The organism is Nonomuraea sp. NPDC050663 (assembly GCF_044456985.1).
Lineage (GTDB): Bacteria > Actinomycetota > Actinomycetes > Streptosporangiales > Streptosporangiaceae > Nonomuraea.
The window spans coordinates 501,864-525,043 of record NZ_JBITGL010000006.1; the positions used below are offsets into that span (position 1 = coordinate 501,864).

The 23,180-nt window shown below is 72.3% G+C and carries 18 protein-coding genes; 6 read left to right on the forward strand and 12 right to left on the reverse strand.

Features of this window, described 5'->3' with window-relative positions; translation table 11 throughout:
• Positions 1–48: 48 nt before the first annotated feature.
• Positions 49–1,488 (forward strand): LCP family protein, encoded by a 1,440-nt coding sequence (locus tag ACIBH1_RS22550; protein ID WP_397315804.1) that lies wholly within the window; start codon positions 49–51, stop codon positions 1,486–1,488.
• Here the strand turns inward: ACIBH1_RS22550 and ACIBH1_RS22555 are convergent.
• From ACIBH1_RS22555 to ACIBH1_RS22570, 4 genes are read right to left on the reverse strand one after another with little or no spacing between them, the layout of a single operon-like run.
• Complete coding sequence (locus ACIBH1_RS22555; protein WP_397315805.1) at positions 1,485–2,738, reverse strand: hypothetical protein; 1,254 nt, start codon at positions 2,736–2,738, stop codon at positions 1,485–1,487. The two genes, ACIBH1_RS22550 and ACIBH1_RS22555, sit on opposite strands and share 4 nt — an antisense overlap.
• A 24-nt stretch (positions 2,739–2,762) precedes the next feature.
• Positions 2,763–3,743, reverse strand: coding sequence for an enolase C-terminal domain-like protein (locus tag ACIBH1_RS22560; RefSeq protein WP_397315806.1), 981 nt, complete (start codon positions 3,741–3,743; stop codon positions 2,763–2,765).
• Between the two features lie 13 nt (positions 3,744–3,756).
• Entirely contained in the window at positions 3,757–5,106 is a 1,350-nt protein-coding gene (locus tag ACIBH1_RS22565; RefSeq protein WP_397315807.1) for an MFS transporter, read from the reverse strand.
• A 48-nt stretch (positions 5,107–5,154) separates the two neighbouring features.
• Positions 5,155–5,862 (reverse strand): TetR/AcrR family transcriptional regulator, encoded by a 708-nt coding sequence (locus ACIBH1_RS22570; RefSeq protein WP_397315808.1) that lies wholly within the window; start codon positions 5,860–5,862, stop codon positions 5,155–5,157.
• Between the two features lie 99 nt (positions 5,863–5,961).
• Here ACIBH1_RS22570 and ACIBH1_RS22575 point away from each other — a divergent pair, with 99 nt between their 5' ends.
• The gene (locus ACIBH1_RS22575) at positions 5,962–7,383 is read left to right on the forward strand and encodes an MFS transporter (protein WP_397315809.1); all 1,422 of its coding nucleotides are present in this window, start codon (positions 5,962–5,964) and stop codon (positions 7,381–7,383) included.
• A gap of 122 nt (positions 7,384–7,505) precedes the next feature.
• The gene (locus ACIBH1_RS22580; RefSeq protein ID WP_397315811.1) at positions 7,506–8,636 is read left to right on the forward strand and encodes a class I SAM-dependent methyltransferase; all 1,131 of its coding nucleotides are present in this window, start codon (positions 7,506–7,508) and stop codon (positions 8,634–8,636) included.
• On the opposite strand, the gene ACIBH1_RS22585 is transcribed toward ACIBH1_RS22580, so the two are convergent.
• The 5 genes from ACIBH1_RS22585 to ACIBH1_RS22605 are packed head-to-tail and all read right to left on the reverse strand — an operon-like array spanning position 8,618 to position 16,226.
• Positions 8,618–9,745, reverse strand: coding sequence for a VWA domain-containing protein (locus ACIBH1_RS22585; RefSeq protein WP_397315812.1), 1,128 nt, complete (start codon positions 9,743–9,745; stop codon positions 8,618–8,620). The genes ACIBH1_RS22580 and ACIBH1_RS22585 overlap by 19 nt on opposite strands.
• Positions 9,745–12,462 carry a DUF5682 family protein gene (locus ACIBH1_RS22590; RefSeq protein WP_397315813.1) on the reverse strand — a complete coding sequence of 906 codons (2,718 nt, stop codon included), beginning with the start codon at positions 12,460–12,462 and terminating at the stop codon, positions 9,745–9,747. The genes ACIBH1_RS22585 and ACIBH1_RS22590 overlap by 1 nt, the downstream gene beginning before the upstream one ends.
• Positions 12,463–12,487: 25 nt before the next feature.
• Positions 12,488–13,555 (reverse strand): AAA family ATPase, encoded by a 1,068-nt coding sequence (locus ACIBH1_RS22595; protein ID WP_397315814.1) that lies wholly within the window; start codon positions 13,553–13,555, stop codon positions 12,488–12,490.
• Positions 13,552–14,874, reverse strand: coding sequence for a DUF5691 domain-containing protein (locus ACIBH1_RS22600; protein WP_397315815.1), 1,323 nt, complete (start codon positions 14,872–14,874; stop codon positions 13,552–13,554). Before ACIBH1_RS22600 ends, ACIBH1_RS22595 begins: the two co-directional genes overlap by 4 nt.
• On the reverse strand, positions 14,871–16,226 hold the full coding sequence (locus ACIBH1_RS22605; RefSeq protein ID WP_397315816.1) for an SWIM zinc finger family protein: 1,356 nt from the start codon (positions 16,224–16,226) through the stop codon (positions 14,871–14,873). The genes ACIBH1_RS22600 and ACIBH1_RS22605 overlap by 4 nt, the downstream gene beginning before the upstream one ends.
• Before the next feature lie 85 nt (positions 16,227–16,311).
• Between ACIBH1_RS22605 and ACIBH1_RS22610 the strand changes: the two genes are divergently transcribed.
• The 3 genes from ACIBH1_RS22610 to ACIBH1_RS22620 all read left to right on the forward strand — a co-directional run bounded on the left by ACIBH1_RS22610 (position 16,312) and on the right by ACIBH1_RS22620 (position 19,659).
• Positions 16,312–16,710: a cupin domain-containing protein gene (locus ACIBH1_RS22610; protein WP_397315817.1), complete on the forward strand. Its 399-nt coding sequence runs from the start codon at positions 16,312–16,314 to the stop codon at positions 16,708–16,710.
• A 12-nt stretch (positions 16,711–16,722) separates the two neighbouring features.
• Positions 16,723–18,255 carry an aldehyde dehydrogenase family protein gene (locus ACIBH1_RS22615; protein WP_397315818.1) on the forward strand — a complete coding sequence of 511 codons (1,533 nt, stop codon included), beginning with the start codon at positions 16,723–16,725 and terminating at the stop codon, positions 18,253–18,255.
• Between the two features lie 111 nt (positions 18,256–18,366).
• Positions 18,367–19,659: a CehA/McbA family metallohydrolase gene (locus ACIBH1_RS22620; protein ID WP_397315819.1), complete on the forward strand. Its 1,293-nt coding sequence runs from the start codon at positions 18,367–18,369 to the stop codon at positions 19,657–19,659.
• Here ACIBH1_RS22620 and ACIBH1_RS22625 read toward each other — a convergent pair.
• The 3 genes from ACIBH1_RS22625 to ACIBH1_RS22635 form a co-directional block, all read right to left on the reverse strand.
• On the reverse strand, positions 19,656–20,723 hold the full coding sequence (locus ACIBH1_RS22625) for a J domain-containing protein (protein WP_397315820.1): 1,068 nt from the start codon (positions 20,721–20,723) through the stop codon (positions 19,656–19,658). The two genes, ACIBH1_RS22620 and ACIBH1_RS22625, sit on opposite strands and share 4 nt — an antisense overlap.
• Before the next feature lie 64 nt (positions 20,724–20,787).
• Complete coding sequence (gene glnII, locus ACIBH1_RS22630) at positions 20,788–21,807, reverse strand: glutamine synthetase (protein WP_397315821.1); 1,020 nt, start codon at positions 21,805–21,807, stop codon at positions 20,788–20,790.
• Positions 21,808–21,917: 110 nt separating this feature from the next.
• The gene (locus ACIBH1_RS22635; protein ID WP_397315822.1) at positions 21,918–23,009 is read right to left on the reverse strand and encodes a calcium:proton antiporter; all 1,092 of its coding nucleotides are present in this window, start codon (positions 23,007–23,009) and stop codon (positions 21,918–21,920) included.
• Positions 23,010–23,180 lie beyond the last annotated feature (171 nt).

A 23,180-nucleotide genomic window follows, 5' to 3' on the forward strand; every position in this document is an offset into this window, starting at 1 on the left:
AAAACGGGCCTACGGTAAAACGTACGGGGCAGCAGGGAAGGCGTGATGATGACCTCTGGGGCAGTTCTGGGGTGGACACTGCTCTCGATCGTCGCGCCCGGAGCCGCGCACCTGCGGGCGGGATGGCGCAAGACCGGGCTCACCCTGCTCTCCATCTACTTCGCCGGAATCCTCGCCCTGCTGGCCCTCGCCCTCTTCCAGGGCGTCGACCTCGCCGGGAGCATCGCCGCCAGCAGCTCGCTGCTCATCGCCGTCACGGTGGGCGCCGCCATCCTCGGCATGGCCTGGTTCGCGCTCGTCGTGCACTCCTTCATCGTCCTGAAGCCCAGCAAGCTGCCCCAGAACGGCCAGATCCTCGCCGGAACCGTCGCCGGGCTGATGGCCGTCCTCGTCATCGCCCCCTTCGGGCTGACCGCCCAGTCGTTGTGGGTGGGCAACGACACGCTGAACGACATCTTCACCGGCCCCGGCTCCTCCAGCGGCCAGGAGGCCGCCCCTGTCAGACGCGAGGACCCGTGGGCGGGCCGCACCCGCGTCAACATCCTCGTCCTCGGCGGCGACGCCGACGACCACCGCTCCGGCGTGCGCACCGACAGCATGCACCTGGCCAGCATCGACGTGAAGACCGGCAACACGGTGCTGTTCAGCCTGCCGCGCAACCTCGAGTTCGTGCCCTTCAAGCCCGGCACCCCCATGGCCGAGCAGTTCCCCGACGGCTTCCAGCTCCCCGGCGCCAGCCGCGCCACCGACGACCTGCTCAACAGCGTGTGGGAGTACTCCGACGCCCACCCCGAGATCTTCGGCGGGCGCAAGCACATGGGCCCGCAGGTCCTCAAGGAGACCATCGGCCACATCCTCGGCGTCGACATCGACTGGTACGTCCTGGCCAACATGTGGGGCTTCGCCCGCCTCATCGACGCCATCGGCGGCGTCACCCTCACCGTCGAGACCGACGTCGTGTTCGGCCGCTACAACGAGGGCCTGGTCAAGGCCGGCACGCGCAAGCTCAAGGGCGCCGACGCCATGTGGTACGCCCGCTCGCGCACCAACAGCGACGACTACACCCGCATGCGCCGCCAGCGCTGCGTCATCGGCGCCCTCCTCGGCCAGGCCGACCCCGCCACCGTCCTGTCCCGCTTCACCGCCGTCGCCAAGGCCACCAAGCAGCTCATCAGGACCGACATCCCGCGCGCCTGGCTGGAGCACCTGGTGCCGCTGGCATTGAAGGTCAAGGGAGCGAAGGTGCGCAGCGTGCAGTTCGTGCCGCCGCTGATCAAGACGTACTCGCCCGACTGGGAGAAGATCCGGACGATCGCGGCGAAGGCCCTCAAGGAGTCCGCCACGCCACGCCCGGTCGCCGCCATGGGCAGCCCGTCGCCGACCCCTTCCGCGTCCCCGTCGAAGAGCACCGGCAAGCCGAGCCCGACGGCCACGCCCACACGGACGAACCCGGCCACGGACCTGACCGAGGGGTGCGGGGGGATCTAGAGCTCGTACGGCAGGCCGTTCTCGATCTTGACGGCCAGCTCGTGGAGGTCGATCGTGTCGCCGCCGGGGCCGACGAGCTCGCGGAGCCTGTAGGGGTGGGGTGAGGTGTAGCCGCGCTTACGGAGGGAGTGGTCCAGGAGGGGGACCAGGACGCAGACGCCGGGGGTCGGATGAGGGCAGACGACATCGCGGTACGGCCAGGCCAGGTCGCCGCCCCGCCCAGCGGCGACGAGGTCGAGCACGTCCTGGGGGGTGGCCTCTCTACCGAGCAATTCGGTGGCGGCCTGGGTCACCTGGGCGGCCATATGACTCGCGTCGGGCTGCCCCTCCTCATCGAGGCGATAGGCATACGACGGCGGCCGGCCCTTCAGATCCGGATCTTGCGCCCAGTGGACGGCGGATCGGATCACCCGGTTCTCGACCTTCTCAGTGAGCCGGAAGAACACCGTCGGACCCGGTGTGCTCACAATCGGACCCTCCGGCCATCCCAGCTCGCGCATCAGGCCATAGGCGGCCGGTGAGCGGCTCGGCTCCCCGACCCGGTCCAGCAACCGGTCATGCTCGACCTTCCAGCGAAAGAGCCTGAACAGATCCGTCGGATAGGAATCATGGGCGCCGAATCGCGACAGGCACCATACGAACGCCGCCTCGACCTGCCAGCGCCGTCGCAGGCTCACACCGAGATTGTCACCGCCGACGATCTCCGCCGCGGCCTGCCAGTGCGGCCGCCGCAGGCGCTGGACGGCGTGAGCGGCCCGCTCGTCCTGTGTGACCAGCCATACGTGCGTCAGGCACATGTCGAGCCAGCCACGCCGCCCCCACAAGAACTCCATGACGAGCAGCGTGCGGAGATCGTCGCGCGACAGCCCCACCAGGAGGGGCATCCCGAGGATGACCCACCCCCTCGACGCGCTCAGCATCGACAGGCCGGACAACCTCATCTCCCGCACCGCGCTCACTCCGGCCAGCGCTGCGGCCTCCGAGACCACGGCAGCCAGTTCGGGGTGCTCGGCGGGAATCAGGACCGGGTAGCGCCACCGATACCCGGTTCGCCACACGTTCGCGATCAGGCCGAGAGCGGCCAGGCCCATCAGCCCCATGAGAACGCCGCCGACCGGCTCCACGACCAGCAAACCCGCGGCCCCGACCGGGACGATCACCAGCAACGCTGCCGACCGGAGCAGCCAATCCGGCAACAACACGCTGGGCTTGACCCGCAGGATGATCTTCAATATCTGCCATCGCGACACGCGGCACACCATGGCACAAACAGATCAAACCCGGAAAGCCTCCCGGGCCAGTTTCCGGGCCTTCACCTCGTCGATGTCATGTCCCAGCCCCGGCTGCGTGAACGGCACCGCGACCACGCCGCCCGCGGCGCCCACCGCGGGGTCCACGATCTGCGCCTGCTTGGGCGGTTGTGTCACGTCGCACGGCAGGGTGCACCCCGGCAGGCTGCCGATGGCGACGGCGGCGGCGCGGGCGAGGCCGGTGCCGCGGCCGCCGGCGCAGACGATGTCCCAGCCGTTGGCCGCCGCCCTGTCGTGGGCGCGGCGGGCGTCGCTGAGGGTGGGGTAGGCGGCCGGGCGCAGGATGAGGGCTCGGGCGGCGCGCAGGGTGAGGTAGTCCTCCAGGAGCGGCCCCTCGACCGCGACCTTGGCGGCCACCTGGTCCTGGAGGGCGGCGTGGGAGCCGACGTCCTCCAGGGGGAAGGGCCGCTCGATGACCTCGATGCCGTAGGAGTCGAGGGCGACCAGCTGCTCGTCGGTGGTGTAGCTGGAGTTGCAGTCGACGGCCAGGGTGAGGGCGGGGAAGGCGTGCCGTACGGCTCGGACGGGTTCGATGTCCCAGCCGGGCCGGATGTCGAGCGTCACGTGCGTGTAGCCGCCGCAGACCTGCTGGTTGACCTGGGTGACCAGGTGTTCGGGCGTGGGGTTGAGCCCGAGGCGGACGGTGGCGGTGAGGGAGGTGCGGCTGCCGCCCAGCGCGTGGGCGAGGGGGACGCCGCGCATGCGGGTCCACAGGTCCCAGCAGGCCATGTCGATCGCCGGGTGCCCGCTCGGCGCGGAGTCGGGGTGTTCCCAGTCCACGTCGAGCAGGGCCTTGGCGTCGTCGATCGGTTCGTCGGGCGCGTCGACCAGCTCGCCCCAGCCGGTCATCCCCCCGTGCTCGGTGAGCTTGACGAGCAGGCTCTCCACCCGCCTGCCGTACGGCAGGACGACACGGAACAGCTCAAGCTCCCGGACTCGCGGCATGCATCCCCCTAGGTCACTGGCTCCTGTCCAGGGTAAAGCGTGGCGCGACGAGGAAGCCCACGACGGTCATCGCGAAGGCGAGGGCGTAGCCGACGATGTAGAGGCCGCCGCTGGCGGTGAACAGCGCTCCGGTGAGGGCGACGGCGACCACGACGAACACCGATTCGCCGACGCCGAGCGCGCCGCTGTTCTTGCCTTCCTCGCCGGGCTTCGACAGTTCGAGGACGAGGATGGAGACGGTCGGGTACAGGGCGCCGATGCCGAGGCCGGTGACGATCCAGGCGAGGTAGGCCACGGCGATCGGGATCTGGGAGATCAGGACGAGCGACATGAGGGCGATGCCGACGCCGATCATCGCGATGCCGCCGCGCAGCGCCATGGCGTGGCTGATCCAGCCCTTGCCCTTGATCCAGGAGCCGGCGGCCCAGCCGAGCGCGCCGACGGTGAGCACGACGCCGGCGCCCGCCAGGCTCATGCCGCGCTGGTCGCGCAGCATCAGGGGGACGAGGACCTCGGCGGCGAACATGGATCCGGCGGCCAGGCCGCGCAGGATGACCGCGGTGGGCAGGCCTCGCGCGGCGCGCAGGGTGCCGGGCGGCAGCAGGCGGGGCAGCGCGACGGCGAGCAGGACCAGACCGCCGAGCAGCACGATCAGGTTGGCCGCCGCGCCGTACTGGATGACCGCGGCGGCGACGGCGGCCACGACGGCCCACACGAGCTGGCGGCCGAGGCCGGGCGAGGGCTCGGCCATGCCGCCGCGCAGGGCGGGGTCGGCGGTGCCGCGCCACAGGGCCAGCGCCGCGGGCGCGGCCAGCACCGGGACGCCGAGGAAGATGTAGCGCCAGTCGAGCTCGGCGGCGACCACTCCGGCGATGGCCGGGCCGACCAGCGAGGGCACCACCCAGGCGGTGGAGAACAGGGAGAACACCTTGGGATGCAGCGCGCCCGGGTAGACCCTGGCGACAAGAACGTAGATGGCGACGTTGAACAGGCCTCCGCCGAAGCCCTGCACGAAACGGCCCGCGACGAACAACTCCATCGTGGGCGCGAAGCCCGCGATCAGCAATCCGGCGACGAAGGCGGCCAGTCCGGTCCACATGGGGGCGAGCGGGCCGCGTGTGTCGCTCCATCGTCCGCCGAGCACGGTGGCGATCACTCCGGCGGCCAGGGCGCCGCTGAAGGCGAGGTTGTACAGGTGCATGCCGCCCAGGTCCTCGCCGATCTTCGGCATGGCGGCGGCGACCGCCATGGCCTCGAAGGCGACGAGGGTCACGAGGGCGACGAGCGCGACGCTCACCGCCCGGTATTTCCGGCCTATCACGCTGTCCTGGGCTTCAACCGGCGTTTCCATCACTGCTGTCATGCGCAAGAACCTACGCACGGGCACCGGCCGGCACATCGGGCCGTGGTCCTAGGACCTCAGGCGGGCCTCCATCCCGGCGATGAGCAGATCCAGGCCGAACTCGAAGCGTTCCTCGTCGCCGTCGGACATGAGGGTGTCGATGTGCGCCGTCATGGCGGGGTACTGCTCGGGCGACAGCTGGCGGTAGTAGGCCTGGATCATGCCGAAGAACTGCTGGAAGTACTCCTCCTGACTCAGCCCGCCGGCCCGCTGCCGCCCGTGGTGGAGCGAGCCCTCGTAGGCGTCTCCGGCCACGTAGAGGGAGAACCTGTCCAGCCCGAGCGAGGCCTCCTGCGGCGAGAACCCCGCCTCGAGCAGCAACCGGAACATGAACTCGGCGATGCGCAGCCCGTTGGGCCCGGTCGGGATGTTGATGAGCGCCACCTTGGCGATGTCGGAGTACTTCGTCATCACGCGCCGCGACTCCCGCATCACCTGCCTGATCTGCTCCTGCCAGCGTGAGGCGTCGAGCTCGGGCAGCTCCAGCTCCCCCAGGACCCGCTCCAGCATCAGCTCCAGCAGCTCGTCCTTGTTGGCCACGTGGGCGTAGAGCGAGGCGGGCCCGGTGTCGAGCGCCTGGGCGACGGCTCGCATGCTCACCTGGTCGAGGCCTTCCTCGACGACGATGCGCAGGCCGGCGCCCACGATCGCGTCCTGGGTGAGCTGACGGCGCCTGGGCTTGCGGGTGGTGCGCCAGGGCGGGGTGGGCGTCTCCATGGCGAACACTGTACTTGACACGAACACTGTTCGCTAATAAAACAGTGTTCGTAACGAACACCGTTCGCCTAAAGAACATCGTTCCACAAGGAGCCCCCCGTGACTCTTCTCGACACCTCCTCACCACCGGCCTACCGCTGGCGCTGGGTCGCCCTCTTCGTGATCCTCGCCGGCGAGGTCATGGACCTGCTCGACGCGCTGATCACCCAGATCGCCGGCCCCGCCATCCAGAAGGACCTCGGCGGCGACGCGGGCATGCTGCAGTGGCTGGTCGCCGGATACACGCTGGCCATGGCCGTCGGCCTGATCACCGGTGGCCGCCTCGGCGACCTGTACGGCCGCAAGCGCATGTTCGTCATCGGCGCCGCCGGCTTCACGATCGGCTCGCTGCTGTGCGGCATCGCCGTCGGCCCCGAGATGCTCGTCGCCGCCCGCGTCATGCAGGGCCTGTTCGGCGCCGCGATGTTGCCGCAGGGCCTGGGCATGATCAAGGCCATGTTCCCGCCTGACGAGGTCGGCAAGGCCTTCGGCGCCTTCGGCCCGGTCATGATGATCTCCAGCGTCGGCGGCCCCATCCTGGCCGGCTGGCTCGTCACCGCCGACGTGTTCGGCCTCGGCTGGCGCATGATCTTCCTGATCAACCTGCCGCTAGGCCTCGCCGCCGTCGTCGCCGCGATCAAGTACCTGCCCGAGCACCGCGCCGACGACGCCTCCAAGCTGGACGTCCTCGGCATGCTCCTGGTCTCCGCCGCCGCCTTCCTGCTGATCTTCCCGCTCATCCAGGGCCGCGAGCATGGCTGGCCCGCCTGGACCTGGGTCTCGCTGGCCGCCTCCGCGCTCGTCTTCTGGATCTTCGGCCGCTACGTCTCCCGCAAGAAGAGCGACCCGCTCATCACCCCCAGCCTGTTCCGCAAGCGTGCCTTCACCGGCGGCCTGATCGCCGGGCTGGCCTTCTTCACCGGCATGATCGGCCTCAGCCTCGTCTTCATGCTCTACATGCAGGAAGGCCTCGGCTACAGCGCCTTCAAGGCCGGCCTCACCGGACTGCCGCAGGCCATCGGCTCGCTGGCCGGCTTCGGCATCGCCATGTCGCTGCAGGCCCGGCTTGGCCGTACGCTCCTGCAGATCGGCACCGTCGTCTCCGCCCTCGGCGCCGTCACCCTCGGCCTCACCGTGCACCTGGCCGGCCTCGACGTCAGCCCCTGGCAGCTGGCCCCCGCCCTGGCCCTCGTCGGCATCGGCATGGGCATCACCATGGCGCCCTTCTTCGACATCATCCTGGCCGGGGTCGACGAGCACGAGTCGGGTTCCGCCTCGGGCACACTCACCGCGGTCCAGCAGCTCGGCAGCGCCCTGGGCGCCGCGGTGCTGCTGACGATCCTGTTCAACCTGCTGAAGGACTCCTGGAACTTCACCGACGCCCTCCAGGTGGTCATCGGCGTCGAGATCGGGCTGCTCGTGCTGACCGGCCTGGTCTCCTTCCTGCTCCCGCGCAAGGCCCGCGCCGAGATCGGCCACTGAGCCCCGCGCTGAGCCCCGCGCGCACGGCCCCGGTCCCCTCGCGGGCCGGGGTTTGTGTGCATTAATGCAAGGCGAGTGTTTCTGCACAGTCACCGTCTCCGGAGCGTCTTACTGTGAGCCGGATGACGAACTCACAGGCATTCGCCGACCGGCTGTTCACGGCCGCGCTCGGCGCCATCGACGTGCTCTCCGTCCACCTGGGCGACCGCATGGGCTGGTACCGCGCCCTCGCCGAGGACGGGCCCGCGACCCCGGCCGAGCTCGTGGCCAGGGCGGGCGGGGCCGGGAGGTACGCCACGGAGTGGCTGGAGCAGCAGGCCGCCACCGGAATCCTGGTCGTGCGGCCCGACGGCAGGTTCGTGCTGCCCGAGGGGGCGGCCGAGGTGCTCACGGATCCTTCGAGCCTCGCCTATCTCGCCCCGCTGGCACGCATGATCGCTGCCGCCGCCGTCCAGATGCCCGCCCTGCTGGAGGCCTATCGCACGGGTGGCGGGGTGCCGTGGTCGGCCTACGGGACCGACATGCGGGAGTCGCAGGCCGACATGAACCGGCCGTGGTTCGAGCACGCGCTGCCCGCGGCGCTGGCGGGCGTCGCCGACCTGCACGCTCTGCTCAGCCGGCCGGGGGCGCGGATCGCCGACGTGGGATGCGGGGCCGGATGGTCGACCATCGCGCTGTCCGGGGCCTACCCGGAGGCGCAGGTGACCGGGTTCGACGTGGACGCGCCCTCGATCGACCTGGCCCGGAGCAACGCCGCCCGGAGCAACGCCGCCCTTAGCAACACCGCCCGCCGCGACGAGGCCGCGACCGTCGAACCGCGCCGCCCGGCCGCGCGAGCCGTTTCCTCCCCCACCGGCGGGCTCTCCTTCCGCCTGGCCGACGCCACCACCCTCGAATCCGGCCGCTACGACGCGGTCTTCGCCTTCGAGTGCCTGCACGACCTGTCACGCCCCGTCGAGACCCTGGCCGCCGCGCGGCGCGCGCTCGCGCCCGGCGGGCAGCTCATCATCATGGACGAGGCCGTCGCCGACGCCTTCACCGGCCCCGCCGACGAGGTCGACAGGCTGATGTACGGCTTCAGCCTCCTCATCTGCCTGCCCGACGGCCTGGCCCACCAGCCGTCAGCGGGCACCGGCACCGTCATGCGCCCCTCCCGGCTGCGGGAGTACGCCCAGGAGGCGGGCTTCGGCGACATCGAGGTCCTCCCGATCGAGAATTTCGGCTTCTGGCGCTTCTACCGCCTGCTCGCCTGAAGCTCGGCCCACCGGTTCAGGTCACGCCGCTCGATGGCCGCCGCCATCAGGTCGGGGAACGCGTCAGGGGTGCAGGCGAAGGCCGGCACCCCCAAGGCCGCCAGGGCCGCGGCGTTCTCGTGGTCGTAGGCGGGCGCACCCTCGTCGGACAGCGCCAGCAGCACGACGACCTGCACCCCCGCCTGCGTCATCGCCGCCACCCTGCGCAGCATCTCCTCCCGGATCCCGCCCTCGAACAGGTCGCTCACCAGGATGAAGATCGAATCCGCCGGCCTGGTGATCAGCCCCTGGCCGTACGCGATCGCCCGGTTGATGTCGGTGCCGCCGCCCAGCTGCGTGCCGAACAGCAGCTCGACCGGGTCGTGCAGCTGATCGGTGAGGTCGACGACCGCCGTGTCGAACACCACGAGCGACGTCTTCAGCGACCGCATCGACGCCAGCACCGCACCGAACACCCCGGAGTAGACCACCGAGGCGGCCATCGAACCGCTCTGGTCGAGGCAGAGCACCACCTCGCGCTGCACCCCGCGCTGCCGCCTGGCGTACCCGGTCAGCCTCGCCGGGACGACGGTCCGGTGCTCGGGCAGGTAGTTGCGCAGGTTGGCGCGGATCGTGCGGTCCCAGTCGATGTCGGCGTGGCGCCTGGGCCGGTGCGTCCTGGCCGCGCGATCGAGCGCGCCTCCGACCGCCGCCCTGGTGCGCTGCTCCAGGCGGCGCTCCAGCTCGCCCACCACCTGGCGCACCACCCGCCTGGCCGACTCGCGGGCCTCGTCGGGCATGACGGCGTTGAGCGCCAGGAGGGTGCCGACCAGGTGCACGTCGGGCTCCACCGCGTCGAGCATCTCCGGCTCCAGCAGCAGGCGGGTCAGCTCGAGCCGCTCGATCGCGTCCTTCTGCATCACCTGGACGACGCTCGCCGGGAAATAGCCCCTGATGTCGCCCAGCCACCGCGCCACCTTCGGCGCCGACGACCCCAGGCCTCCCCTGCCCTCGTAGACCGCGCTCAGGGCGCCGTCCATCTGGGCGTCGTCGCCGCGCAGCGACATCCCGGTGCCGTCGGCCTCGCCGCCGCCCAGGACCAGCCGCCATCGCCGTACACGCTCGTCCATCAGGCCTCGCCCCTTCCCAGGATCATCCGGACCGTCCGTACGGCCGGCGCGGCCCGGTCGTCGTCGAGCTCCTCGGCGTCGGCGCCCTGGTGGCGCTCGCCCTTGACCCGCTCGCCGATCGCCCGGCGCTCGGGGGCGGCGAACGTGCCGAAGGTACGGCGCAGCAGCGGCAGGACCTCGACGAACTGGTCGGCGCCGAGGGCGGCCAGCCAGGCGTCGAGCAGGGCCAGGAGCTTGGGGTCGTGCACCAGCAGCAGGCCGCCGCCGGCGAGGAAGCCCTCCACCCAGGCCGCCACCCTGGCGGGGGCGTGGCCCTGGGAGGTCGCCCGCGCCATCCGGGCCTCGACGTCGTCGAGCTCGCCGGCGTCGAGGAGGATGCGGGTGAGGCGGCCTTCGATCAGGCCGTGGAGGTCGCGACGGTCGCACATGCCGCGCAACGTCACCAGCCACCGGCTCCCGGGCGTCACCACGCGCCCGCGGTCGGACGGGTCGCCATGCACGGGGCTGGGCCCAGCGTCCAGGGCCTCGGCTGGCGCCCCCTCGGACGCCCCCTCAGACGGCACGTCGGGCGGCACGTCGAGCGGCACGTCGGGCGGCACGTCGAGCGCGGCGTCGAGCGGCACGTCGGGCGCGGCGTCGGGAGCGGCGTCGGGAGCGGCGTCGGGAGCGGCGTCCGGCACCAATTCCGGCATCACGTCCGGAGCGGGGCACGGAGCAGCGTCGGAAGCAGCGTCCGGCGCGCCGTCCGGTGTCGCGGCTGGGGAGGGCGTCGGGGGGCGGGTGGTGTCGGTGAGGAGGGCGACGGCGGCGTGGACGCGGTCGACGTGCCGCAGCAACGCCGTCGCCGCGTCGTCGTCGAGCCCGCCCGCCGCCACCGGCAGCCCCACGCAGATCCGCTCCAGCATCGACCGCACGATGCCCGCGAGCCCTTCGGCCGAGGTGCCGCGCACGTCGCCGTAGCGCTGGGCCCTGACCATGGCCGGCAGTGCCGCCATCAGGTGCGTGACGTCGGTGTCGAGCGCCGATCTGGCCGACAGCGCCGCGAGCACCTCGGGCAGCGCGCCCGGCAGCTCGGCCACCAGGCACGCCTCGACCAGCCCGGCGAGCTCGGCCAGCGACGGCCCACCGGCCGGGACGACCCCGGCGACCGGCCCGACTCCCGGCCCGACTCCCGGCCCCACACCCGGCCCCACACCCGGCCCCACACCCGGCCCCACACCCGGCCCCGCACCCGGCCCCGCACCCGGCCCCACACCCGGCCCCGCACCCGGCCCCGCACCCGGCCCCGCACCCGGCCCTGTTGGAGACCCCCCTGGAGACCCCACGGCAGGCCCCGCTGGAGACCCGCCTGGCCGTCCGTCGAGCCCCCGCGCGCCCGAGGCGAGGTCGCGCACGCGCTGGGTGGCCGCCGCCTCCACGGTCACCCCGAGCGCCGCCGCCTCGATCAGCCGCAGGTCGAACTCCGGCCGCCACGCCAGCGCCCACGTCTCGCGGAAGGTCCCCCTCCCCCGGGCCTCCCGCTGCACCCCCCACTCCACCTCGAGCAGCCCCAGCCGGTGCAGCAACCGGCTGCGTCCCAGATCGAGCGCCTTCCGCAGATCCAGGTCGATCTCGCGTTCGCCGGCCTCGGCCCGCAACCGCAGCCGCCGCTGCTGCTCGCGCAGGTCGCGCTGGAGCGGAACCATGGGCACCCCGTCGCCCACGACCCCGATCCTGTCGCCCACCACGAGCCGTTCGCGGACGAGTTCCAGCGGCAGCTCGTCGCCCTCGCACAACACGGCGCGCGCCGCCTCGGTCACCTCTCCGAGCCCCGCCAGCGGCCGTCCGCGCAGGGCGGCGAGGCCGTGGGCGAGCCGTACGCCCTCGATGACGTGGGCGGAGGAGACTCCCAGCCCTTCGGCGCGCAGGAGCTCGGCGACCCCGGCGAGCCAGCGTTCGACGGGCCGGTCGGGGACGGTGAACAGGTGGTGGTACCAGCCGGGCGAGGTGATCCCGGCCCCGTAGCCGCTCCACGACGCCAGGCGCCCGTAGGTCCACGGCACCCAGGTCAGCTCGACCTTGACCTTGGCCATGCCGCGCAGGAGGGCGTTGTCGGACTGGGCGGAGGGCAGCGGCCCGGTCAGCGCGGGCACGTGCCAGGCGCCGCACACGACGGCGATCCGCTCGTGGCCCTCCTTCGTGGCGGCGCGCAGGGTACGCCGCATGTACGCCTCGCGCCGCGCTTCCCGCTCGCCGGGTTCGTGGCCTTCGCGCACGGCGGCCATCGCCTCGGCGACCACGGCGAAGGGGGTGTCGCCCCGGTGCTCGACGACGTCCTCCCACCATCGTTCCGGGTCGTCGTAGCCCGCCGCGGCCGCCAGGGTGCCGATCGGGTCGACGCTGAGCTCGTCGGCGCGTTCGGCGGGGGCCGCCAGCGTGTGGGCGGCGGGCAGGTCGCAGAAGCGCACGGGGACGCCGTTCGCCGTGCCGTACGCCATGGCCTGCCACTCCGGCGAGAACGCCGCGAACGGCCAGAAGGCGGCGCGGGCCGCGTCGCCCGGCACGTGCGCCAGCAGGGCCACGGGCGGTTCCAGCGCGGGCAGCAGGGGGACGAGCGGGTCGGCCTCCGGCGGGCCCTCGATGAGGATCACGTCGGGCCGCAGCCGCTCCAGCTCGGTTCGTACGGCACGCGCCGAGCCGGGCCCGTGGTGGCGCACCCCGAGCACGTGCACGCTCATGGCGCCTCCCCCGGCGCCCGGTGGTTCACGAGATCTCCCGGCACGCCCGGTAGAAGTCGCGCCATTCGGCCCGCTCGCGCACGACCGTCTCCACGTACTCCCTCCACGCCACCCGGTCGGAGACCGGCTCCTGCACGACCGCGCCCACGATCCCGGCGGCCACGTCGGAGGCCCGCAGCACGCCGTCGCCGAAGTGCGCGGCGAGCGCGATGCCGCTGGTCACCACGGAGATCGCCTCGGCCGTCGACAGGGTGGCGCTGGGCGACTTGAGCTTGGTGCGCCCGTCTTCGGTCAGCCCGTTGCGCAGCTCGCGGAAGACCGTCACCACGCGCCGGATCTCGGCCAGCCCGGTGGAGGTCTCGGGCAGCTGCAGGGCGGCGCCGAGCTCGCCCACGCGCCGCGCGACGATGGCGACCTCCTCCTCGGCGCTCGCGGGCACGGGCAGCACGACGGTGTTGAACCGCCGCCGCAGCGCGGACGACAGCTCGTTGACGCCGCGGTCGCGGTCGTTGGCCGTGGCGATGAGGTTGAAGCCGCGCTGCGCCTGCACCTCCAGCCCGAGCTCGGGCACGGGCAGCGTCTTCTCCGACAGCACGGTGATGAGCGCGTCCTGCACGTCGGAGGGCATGCGCGTCAGCTCCTCCACGCGCGCGATGCGCCCCTCGGCCATGGCGCGCATGACCGGACTCGGCGTCATCGCCTCGCGCGAGGGCCCCTCGGCCAGCAGGCGGGCGTAGTTCCAGCCGTAGCGGATCGCCTCCTCAGGGGTGCCCGCCGTGCCCTGCACCAGCAGCGTCGAGTCGCCGCTGATCGCGGCGGCCAGGTGCTCCGACAACCACGTCTTGGCCGTGCCGGGCACGCCGAGCAGCAGCAGCGCCCGGTCGGTGGCCAGCGTGGCGACGGCCACCTCCACGATGCGGCGCGCGCCCACGTACTTCGGCGTGATGCGCTCACCGTCGCCCAGGAGGTAGGTCGTGACGGCCCACGGCGACAGGCGCCATCCGGGAGGCCGCACCCGGTCGTCGTCCTTGGCCAGCAGCGCCAGCTCCTCGGAGTACAGATCCTCCGCGTGCGGACGCAACACGGTGCTCATGACAGCTCCTCCCTCATCTTCGCGCGGAAGCGCAGCACGCCCGCGACCTCGGGGACTCCCGCCGCCACCTCGTGCAGGGCGGGGTCGATGCGCTCGGCGGCGATCCTGGACAGCTCGCCCAGGTTCCACGGTTGCAGCGTCGCGGTTTTGACGATCTTGTTCAGTACGGCTACCGCCAGCCCGGCCTGCCAGGGCGGCGCGACCCCGCCCAGAACCATGATCAGCTGGTTGTCGAGATCGTGGCGCTCGGCGAAGGCGGCCGCCAGGGCCTGCTGCTCCAGCGGCGGCAGCGCGACGAGCAGGTCGGCGATCGGGTCCCACGCGAACATCGCCCGCGCCCAGGCCGGGTCGCGCTGCAGGATCGCCGCGCGCACCCAGCCGAGCCGCACCTCCGTCTCCCAGTCGGAGATCCTCTTGGCGACGATCTCCTCGGGCGGGTGGGTCCAGATCGACAGCGGCGCCCTGGCGATGAGCTGCTGCATCCACCACGCCCGCTCGCCGGTGCCCGCGGGCGGCTTGGCGCGCACGCCGTCGCGCTCCATCACCCGGTCGCACTCCAGCGGCGGGATCACGACGATCTCGCTGCGGCCCACGGTCACGCACTGCCGCACCCGCTCGGCCATGCGGGCGGCCAGCGCCGAGCCGGGCAGCTTCGCCAGGAGGTTGGCGGCCTGCTGGCGCACCTCGCGCCTGCGGTCGTCGAGCGCCGCCTCCAGGAACGGCTCGTCGGCGAGCGACAGCCCGGTGTCGAACAGCTCAAGGAAGGCCGCCCTGTCGTCGGGCGTCTCCTGCTCCCAGGTGCTCTCCAGGAGTCGCCTGGCCTCGCCGGGGTCGGCCGCGCGCAGCGCCTTCAGATGGGCCCGGCGGTCGGCGCTGCCGCCCAGCTCCCAGGCCTCCCCGGTGGGCTCTTCGAGCAGGTAGGCCCAGGCGGGGTTGCGCCCGGCCAGCCACCGGCCGCGCTGTCCGGCCAGGACGCCGAGGTGCTCGCGGATCGAGCGGTCGCGCTGGCCCTTGTCGAGCAGCTCGGGCAGCTGGTGCGGCGGGACCCGCCGGCCGCCGGCCGCGGCCAGCTCCAGCCACTCGGGCAGCAGCCTGGGGTGCTCGCCCGCCAGGATCGCCGCCAGCCGGTCGGCCGCCGCCCGGCCGACCTTCTCCTGGCTCTCCTGCGGCGCCGCCCGGCCTTCCGGACGTGGGCCGGGTCTGCGGCCCGCGCGTTGCCGTACGACCTCGACGGCCGCGTCGGCCAGCAGGTCTCCGGAGTACGGCCGGCGGTCGGTGCCGACGAGCGCGGCCGACACGAGCTCCTCCCATGGGGTCACAGCAACACCACCCGCCCGTCGTCGTCCCAGGCCGACAGGGGCCGCAGCCCGTCGGGAGTCCATTCCACGGCCACGGTCACCGGATGGCCGCCCGAGACGGCGATCAGCCGCCAGGGGACCGGCTCGGCCGGATGCCACGGCAGCCCGGAGACGTGGCCGGCCTCCGGGACGACGCCGGCGAGCACCAGCGGCCAGGAGTCGATCCACGGATCGCCCGCCAGCGCCCCTGCCACCTCGGCCAGCGCCTCGTCAGCGGTGAGGGCGGGAGGCACGGCTGACAGCGCCTGGCCCACCTCCACGGGCAGGCCTCCCAGCGGGCTGTGCCGGTGGGCGAGGATGGCGCGCACCGGGGAGGCGCCGGGGTAGAAGGCCAGCTCGGCGTCGATGGCCGTGCCCGGCACGAACGACGCGTCGGGCGCCTGCCCGGGCGGCGCGAAGGTCAGGACCATCGCCGCACGCCCGGTGTCGCGCCCGCGCAGCCACACCCGGCGCGCCGACACCCGGTCGAGCTCCTCGTCGCGCCGCCCGAGCACGTCCCACACGTCGCGCACCCTCGGACCTGCCAGCACCACGTCGCGGTTGACGGTGAAGCCCACTCGCTGCATGACGGTCCTGGCCAGGTCGGCGGGCAGCTCGTCGCGGCGCCGGTAGGCCACGACGAGCAGGTGGAGCAGGGCGTATTCGGCCAGCAGCCGCGAGGGCCAGCCGTCGCGGCCGAGCACGTGGGCGAGCCGCCCCGCGATGCCGGCCGCTCCGGGCGCCTGGGCGTCGACGAGGCGCTTGGACAGCCCGTGCCAGTCGTCGGGATCGGCGGCCGCCAGCCCCTGGCGCACCTGGTCGGCCAGCCACCGCTCCAGGTCGGTGAGCCCGATGGCCACCCGCGCCTGCCGCGCGCTCTCGACGACGCCCGCCGGGCCGGGACCCCGGCCCCCGGAAGCGACGGGCGCCACGACGTCGGCGCCCCCGGAGCCGGAGACCTCCACGCCGGATCCGAAGTCGAGGCGCGCCGCACGGGCCTCGGCACGCGCGAAGCGCTGCCCCACCCACTCGGCCGCCCACGCGGGTAACGGCACCTCGGGCAGCCCCTCGCCCGACCACAGCAGCAACAGCCCGAGCACGTGCTTGCACGGCACCTTCCTGCTGGGGCAGCTGCACAGGTAGGCGGGCTCGTCGAGATCGACGCACGTGTGGTAAGGCCGCGCGCCGCTCCCCCGGCAGGTGCCGAAGACGATGTCGTCGCTGACGCCACGCAACATCCACTTGGCAGGCGAGGCCACCCCCTGGGCGGCCGTGCGGGACGAGGCGTCGGGGGCGAGAGCGAGGACCTGATCACGGCTCCACCGTTGGATCACTGGGAAACACTATCCACGCCGACCGACAACCTGACCCCCGCGAACGCCGCCCAGATCGGCGAATCCGAATGGGATCATTCCTGATATGTCGGATATCGGGACGACTCGTCCACCCCTCGCCGAAGCCCTCGACCTGCTCCCCCATCCCGAAGGCGGCTGGTACCGCGAGACCTACCGCTCCAGCCACACCGTCGAGGCCCACGGCGGCAAGCGGTCGAGCGCCACCGCCATCTACTTCCTCCTCATGCCCGGCGAACGGTCGGCCCCCCACACCGTGCGCTCCGACGAGCTCTGGCTCTGGCACAGGGGCGGCCCCCTGCACCTGACCATCGGCGACCGGACCGTCACCCTGGACGGGAACAGCCCCCAGGCGCTCGTCCCCGCCGGAGTCACCCAATCCGCAAAACCTGCGGCGAACCAGGAGGTTCTCGCGAGTTGTGTCGTCTCACCGGGATTCGACTTCGCAGACTTTTCGTTGGAGTGATGTCATAGGTCCATGACTCGGCACATCGTCTCCGTCGTCGGGGGCAAGGACGCCCCCAGCACAGGCACCTACGCCTCGACCAATCCGGCCCAGCTCAGCGAGACCGTCGCCCAGGTGGGCCTGGCCGACGCCGACACCTTCGCCGCCGCCTGCCGTACGGCGAAGGAGGCCCAGCGGGAGTGGGCCAGGGTTCCCGCACCGGTCAGGGGCCGGGTGATCGCGAGCATCGGCCGGCTGGTCGAGGCGAACGCCGAGGCCCTGGCCAGGCTCGTCACCAAGGAGATCGGCAAGCCGTACGCCGAGGCGCTGGGCGAGGTGCGCGAGATCGTCGACACCTGCGACTTCTTCCTGGGCGAGGGCCGCAGGCTCTACGGCCAGACGGTGCCGAGCGAGATGCCCGACAAGAACCTGTTCACCTTCCGCAACCCGGTCGGCGTGGCGGCGGTCATCACGGCGGGCAACTTCCCCGTGGCGGTGCCGAGCTGGTACCTGGTCCCGGCGCTGGTCACCGGCAACGCGATCGTGTGGAAGCCCGCCGAGTACTCCGCGGCCAGCGCGTTCGCGATGTACCAGCTGTTCGTGAAGGCGGGGCTGCCCGAGGGCGTGCTCAACATCGTCTTTGCCGACGGCAAGGAGACCTTCGAGGGGCTCGAGAGGGCCCTGACCGAGGGCACCGTGCAGAAGGTCGGGTTCACGGGTTCCTCCGAGGTGGGGCGCAAGATCGGCGAGCTGTGCGGGCGTCACCTGCAGTCGCCGTGCCTGGAGCTCGGCGGCAAGAACCCGATGGTGATCATGCCGGACGCCGATCTGGACCTGGCGGTGGAGGGCGCGCTGTTCTCCGGCTTCGGTACGGCCGGGCAGCGCTGCACGAGCCTGGGCACGCTGATCGTGCACAAGGACGTGCACGAGGAGTTCGCCGAGCGGTTCTCGCGTGCCGTGCAGAACGCCAAGATCGGCGACCCGGCCAAGGACGTGCTGGCGGGCCCGCTGCTCGACCAGAAGTTCGCCGACCGCTACGAGGAGTTCCTCACCTGGATCCAGCCCCACCACGAGGTCTCGGGGCCGACGGGGCGGATCACGGCCGACAACCCGCGCCACGAGTTCGACGGCGCGCACGGCCTGTACTACCACCCGGTCGTGGTCGACAACGTCAGGCCCGACGACCGCATCTTCCTGGAGGAGACGTTCGGCCCGATCGTCGGTGTGACGACGTTCACCACGCTCGACGAGGCGATCGAGCTGGCCAACCGGCCCGGTTACGGCCTGTCCAGCTCCATCTACACCACCGACCCGCAGGCCGCCTTCCGCTTCCGCGAGGGTGTCTCGGCGGGCATGGTCAGCGTCAACAACTCCACCAGCGGCGCCGAGGCGCACCTGCCGTTCGGCGGCAACGGCAAGTCGGGCAACGGCAGCCGCCAGTCGGGCATCTGGGTGCTCGACCAGTTCACCCGCTGGCAGGCGATGAACTGGGATCATTCGGGCCGCCTGCAGAAGGCGCAGATGGACGTCGCCGACATCACGCCCGATCTGGAGTTCCGGATCTAACAAAACGACACCCGGATGGTAAGAATCTCCACCCCGCCGGGAAGCACGGGGCTTCCCGGCGGGTGACGCGCGTGTCACTATGTGCGCACCGTCGACTACGGGGAGATACCGATGCGCACTGATGTCTCGTTAGCGACCATCCGTCTCAGGGCCGGCTTCCCCTGCCGCTGGAGTGTGTGGACCGACGACGGCAAGGGCTGGTATCCATCGGGCGCGTCACCGGCGCGCGATCTCGACGGCCTGCCGTACTTCCACGGCGACGACGTCGTCCTGCGGGTCCCGGCGCGGCGGCTGACCGTGCGGGCGGCGCGGGGCATGGAGTACGGCTTCGCGCAGACCACGCTCGTCCCCGGCGACGGGGAGACGCTGGTGGAGCTCTCCCCCGCGAGGCTCTACGACGCCGCGGCCATGGGCTGGTACGGCGGTGACCTGAACGTCTGCTTCAACCGGCCCACCCAGTGGGTGGCCGCCTCACAGCACGGCGAGGACCTGCACGTCGTCAACCTGCTCCCGCAGGACGCCGAGAGCGGCGACTGGGCGGGACGCAACCTGCCCTGGTCCGACGAGACGCATGTGGCGCGGGTGGGCCTGGCGACCAGCACGCAGGAGTTCGACGACTGGCCGCCGACGACCGACGCCCTGCGGCGGCTGCGCGAGCGCGGCGCCCTGATCGGCTACGCCAACGCCTTCGGCGGTCCGGTCGAGACGCCGCAGCAGCTGCTCAGGTCGGGCGATCCCGGCCACGATTCGCGCATGGCTGTCGTCGACGCCGCGCTCGGCCTGGTCGACAGCTTCTCCTCGGTGATCGCCTCGGCGCGGGCCTACCGGCGGCTGGTGGGCGCGGGCAACCGCATCGCCGCGGTCGCGGGCACCGCCCACCGGCTGGGTCCGATCGGCCGCGAGCGCACCTACGCGCACGTCGACGGGCCGCTGACCGCCGAGTCGTACGCGGAGGCGGTACGGCGCGGCCGCACGTTCGCCACCACCGGCCCCTTCCTGGAGCTGGAGGTCAACGGCCGCGGACCGGGCTCCACGCTCGACCTGACACCCGGCGAACCCGTGCGGGTGACCGCCCGCCTGATCGGCCCGCAGGCCGAGCGCATCCGCGTCCTGACGGCCGACGGCGAGCTGGTCTCGGGCTCCGGCCACGAGGTGAGCGCCGACATGCCGGTCGTCTGGCCCACCTACGTGGTGGCGGTGGCGGAGGGCGAGGGCCTCGTGCGCGCCCACACCAGCCCGGTCTACCTCGACGTGGAGCACCGCCGGGTGGCGCGCGAGGAGGACGTCACCTTCTGCCTGCAGTGGCTGGACCTGCTGGAGGAGCTGATCAGGGACCGCGTCGCCCCTGGCAGGCTGGCGACGTTGTCGGAGGCCAGGCGGGTGTACGAGTCACGGCTGGTCTAGGCGGGCCACAACGGTTCGCTGAGGGTCTGGCCGCGGGTGTCGCGGAAGGTGGCGCGGTCGGAGCCGACCTGCCAGACGCCGTTGTCGGGGCAGGTGGTGCCGCCCACGGCGAAGGTGTCGGGCCCGATGGGCGTCATCGGGCAGACCGTTCCGCCCCGCCGTACGACGCGGTTGTCGACGTGGATGTCGAGCGTGTGACCGACCCACCAGCCGCGCGCGGTGACGGGCCGGTCGGGGCGCAACGCGGTGACCTGGTCGCCGGTGACGAGGTCGAGACCGCCGGCGCCGGGGCGCAGCAGGGCGGTCGCGGTGGTGCATCCGCTGGGCGCCTGCTGTTCGACGGTCACGGTCTGCCCCTCGGCCGAGACCGGGGTCAGGACGGCGGTGCACGACCGCAGCGGGTAGGTGGCGCTCCCGCTGGAGTAGCCCGGGGTCAGCGACAGGCGCACCACGTACTGCTCGCCCGAGGAGGTCACGCCGGCGCCGATCCACTGGCCGCCCATGGACTCGGGGATGGGCGCGCCGACCTGGGTGGTGATGCGCAGGATCAGCCGGCCGGCATGCGGGGCCAGGAAGATCAGGGCGGCCACGAAGCCGAAGGCGGCCAGCACGCGCAGGCCGCGCACCAGGTCGCTGTAACGCCGCCGGGCCGGCGGGGGCTGCTGCCACCACGTCTCCGGCTCCGGCCGGGGTTCTTGCCGGGGCTGCGGCGGAGGTTGCGGCGGGTCGGCGGGAGGCGGCGGCTTGGAGGGCCCGGAGCGGGGAGGGGGCGGGTTGTCCCAGGGCGAGCGCCACTCGGGCGGGATGTGAGGGCGGCGTTCGAGGCCGAGGTGGCGGTTGTAGTCGTCGCGGAAGTTCAGCAGGATCCGCAGGGCCAGATTGGCCAGCCGGGTGATCTGCTCGGCCTGCTCCAGCCGCTCGCTGTCGCGGTGCTTGTCGGGATGCCAGGCCAGGATGAGGCGGCGGTGCGCCTGCTTGATGGCGGCGACGTCGCTGTCGGTCGCGACGTCGAGGACCGCATAGGCGTCCTGCCCCTGTAAGTCACGGAACAGAGGGTTCGCCATGAGGCACGCTAACGCAGAAAACGCCCCCACCGGAAGGTGAGGGCGTTTCAGACCGAGAACGGTTCTAGACCAGGCCGGCCTTCTCCAGGGCCGCGCAGCAGGTGTCGACCAGGAGGCGGGTCACCACGTACGGGTCGACGTTGGCGTTCGGGCGACGGTCCTCGATGTAGCCCTTGCGGTCGACCTCGACCTGCCACGGGATGCGGACCGAGGCGCCGCGGTTGGAGACGCCGTAGGAGTACTTGTTCCACGGGGCGGTCTCGTGGTGGCCGGTGAGGCGGGACTCGATGCCGGCGCCGTACTGCGTGACGTGCTCGATCGGCTTGTCGTTCTCGCCCAGCGACTCGCAGGCCACGATGATGGCGTCGTAGTTCTCGCGCATCGCCTTGGTGGAGAAGTTGGTGTGCGCGCCGGCGCCGTTCCAGTCGCCACGGGCGGGCTTGGCGTCGAGGGTGGCCTCCACGCCGAACTCCTCGGCGGTGCGGTAGAGGAGCCAGCGGGCCACCCACAGGTGGTCGGCGACCTCGAGGGTGGTGGCCGGGCCGATCTGGAACTCCCACTGGCCGGGCATGACCTCGGCGTTGATGCCGGACAGCTTCAGGCCGGCGGCCAGGCAGCGGTCCATGTGCAGCTCGACGATCTCACGGCCGAAGATGACGTCGGCGCCGACGCCGCAGTAGTACGGGCCCTGCGGGGCGGGGAAGCCGCCCTCGGGGAAGCCCAGCGGGCGCGAGCCCTTGAAGAAGGTGTACTCCTGCTCGATGCCGAACCAGGACTCCTGCTCGGCGTAGCGCTCGGCGACCTCGCGGGCCAGGGCGCGGGTGTTGCTGGGGTGCGGGTTGCCGTCGATCTCCTCGACCTCGCACAGCACCAGCACGTTGTCGCCGCCGCGGATCGGGTCGGGGCAGACGAAGGCGGGGCGGAGCACGCGGTCGGAGGCGTGGCCCTCGGCCTGGTTGGTGCTGGAACCGTCGAAGCCCCACACCGGCGGCTGCTCGCCGTCGGCCACGATCTTCGTCTTCGACCGGAGCAGCGCCGTGGGCTCGGTGCCGTCAATCCAGATGTATTCAGCCTTGTAGCTCACGGAGCTCTCCTTCAGCGTGTTACGTGCCACGCCGAAGACAACCAGCGTGCCGTTTCCCGGGTTTTGCCCGAATGTGAACGCGGTGTTAATCGTGACCTGTGTGACCGACCTCACGGTGTGAGGGCGAGGAACAGGAACGCTCCGAAAATGGTCAGATGGACCGTTCCCTGCATGAGCGTGGCCCGGCCGGGAGCCACGGTCAGCGTGGTCACCACGACCGTCAGCGCGAGCATCACCATCTCCTTGCCGCCCAGGCCCAGGGTGAGCGGCCCGTCCAGCCAGATCGAGGCCACCGCGATCGCCGGGATGGTCAGCCCGATGCTGGCCAGCGCCGAGCCGAGCGCCAGGTTGAAGCTGGTCTGCACGCGGTTGCGCTTGGCGGCGCGCACGGCCGCCACGGTCTCGGGCGACAACACCAGGAGGGCGATCACCACGCCGACCACCGAGGCGGGCGCGCCGATGGCGGCCACCGCGCCCTCGATCGCCGGGGAGACGGTCTTGGCCAGGCCGACCACGCAGACGAGGCTGACCAGCAGCAGCGCCAGGCTGCCCCAGGCGCGCCGCGCCGACGGGGGCTCGGCGTGGTCCTCCTCCGCCTCCCCGTGGCCGGGCGGCAAGAAGTAGTCGCGGTGCCGTACGGTCTGCATGACCACGAACACGCCGTACAACACCAGCGAGGCGACGCCGGCGAAGGCGAGCTGCGGCCCGGAGAAGGTGGGGCCGGGCGAGCTGGTGGTGAAGGCGGGCAGCACCAGGGACAGCGTGGCCACCGCCGACAGGGTGGCCAGCGTCGCGGTCACGCCCTCGACCTTGAACTCGACCACCCGGTGGCGCAATCCGCCGACCAGCAGGCACAGGCCGACCACGCCGTTGCAGACGATCATGAAGGCGGCGAAGACCGTGTCGCGCGCCAGCGCGCTGGTGTCGCCGCCGCCGCTGGTCATCAGCATCAGGATCAGCCCGACCTCGATGACCGTCACCGCGATGGCCAGGATCAGCGTGCCGAACGGCTCGCCCACCCGGTGCGCCACCACCTCGGCGTGGTGCACGGCCACCACCACGGCGGCGATGAGCGCCACCGCGTCGATCGTCGTCAGCACTCCGTTCTGCTCGGCGCCGTATGTCAGGGCCAGCACCAGCAGAGCCAGTGGAGGAACGATGACTTCCCAGCGCAACCAGCGGCTACGGAGCGTATCGATCATGCCGCCACCTTATCGGTGTGACCTGAACGAGCCCTGGCAAGACGGACGGGGGGCGCCCCCCCGCGGGGGGGGGGGGGGGGCGGGGGGGGGCGTCGGGGGGGGGGGCCCCCCCCGGGCCGGGGGGGCGCCCCCCCCCCCCCCCCGCCCACGCCCCCGCCCCCCCCCCGGGCC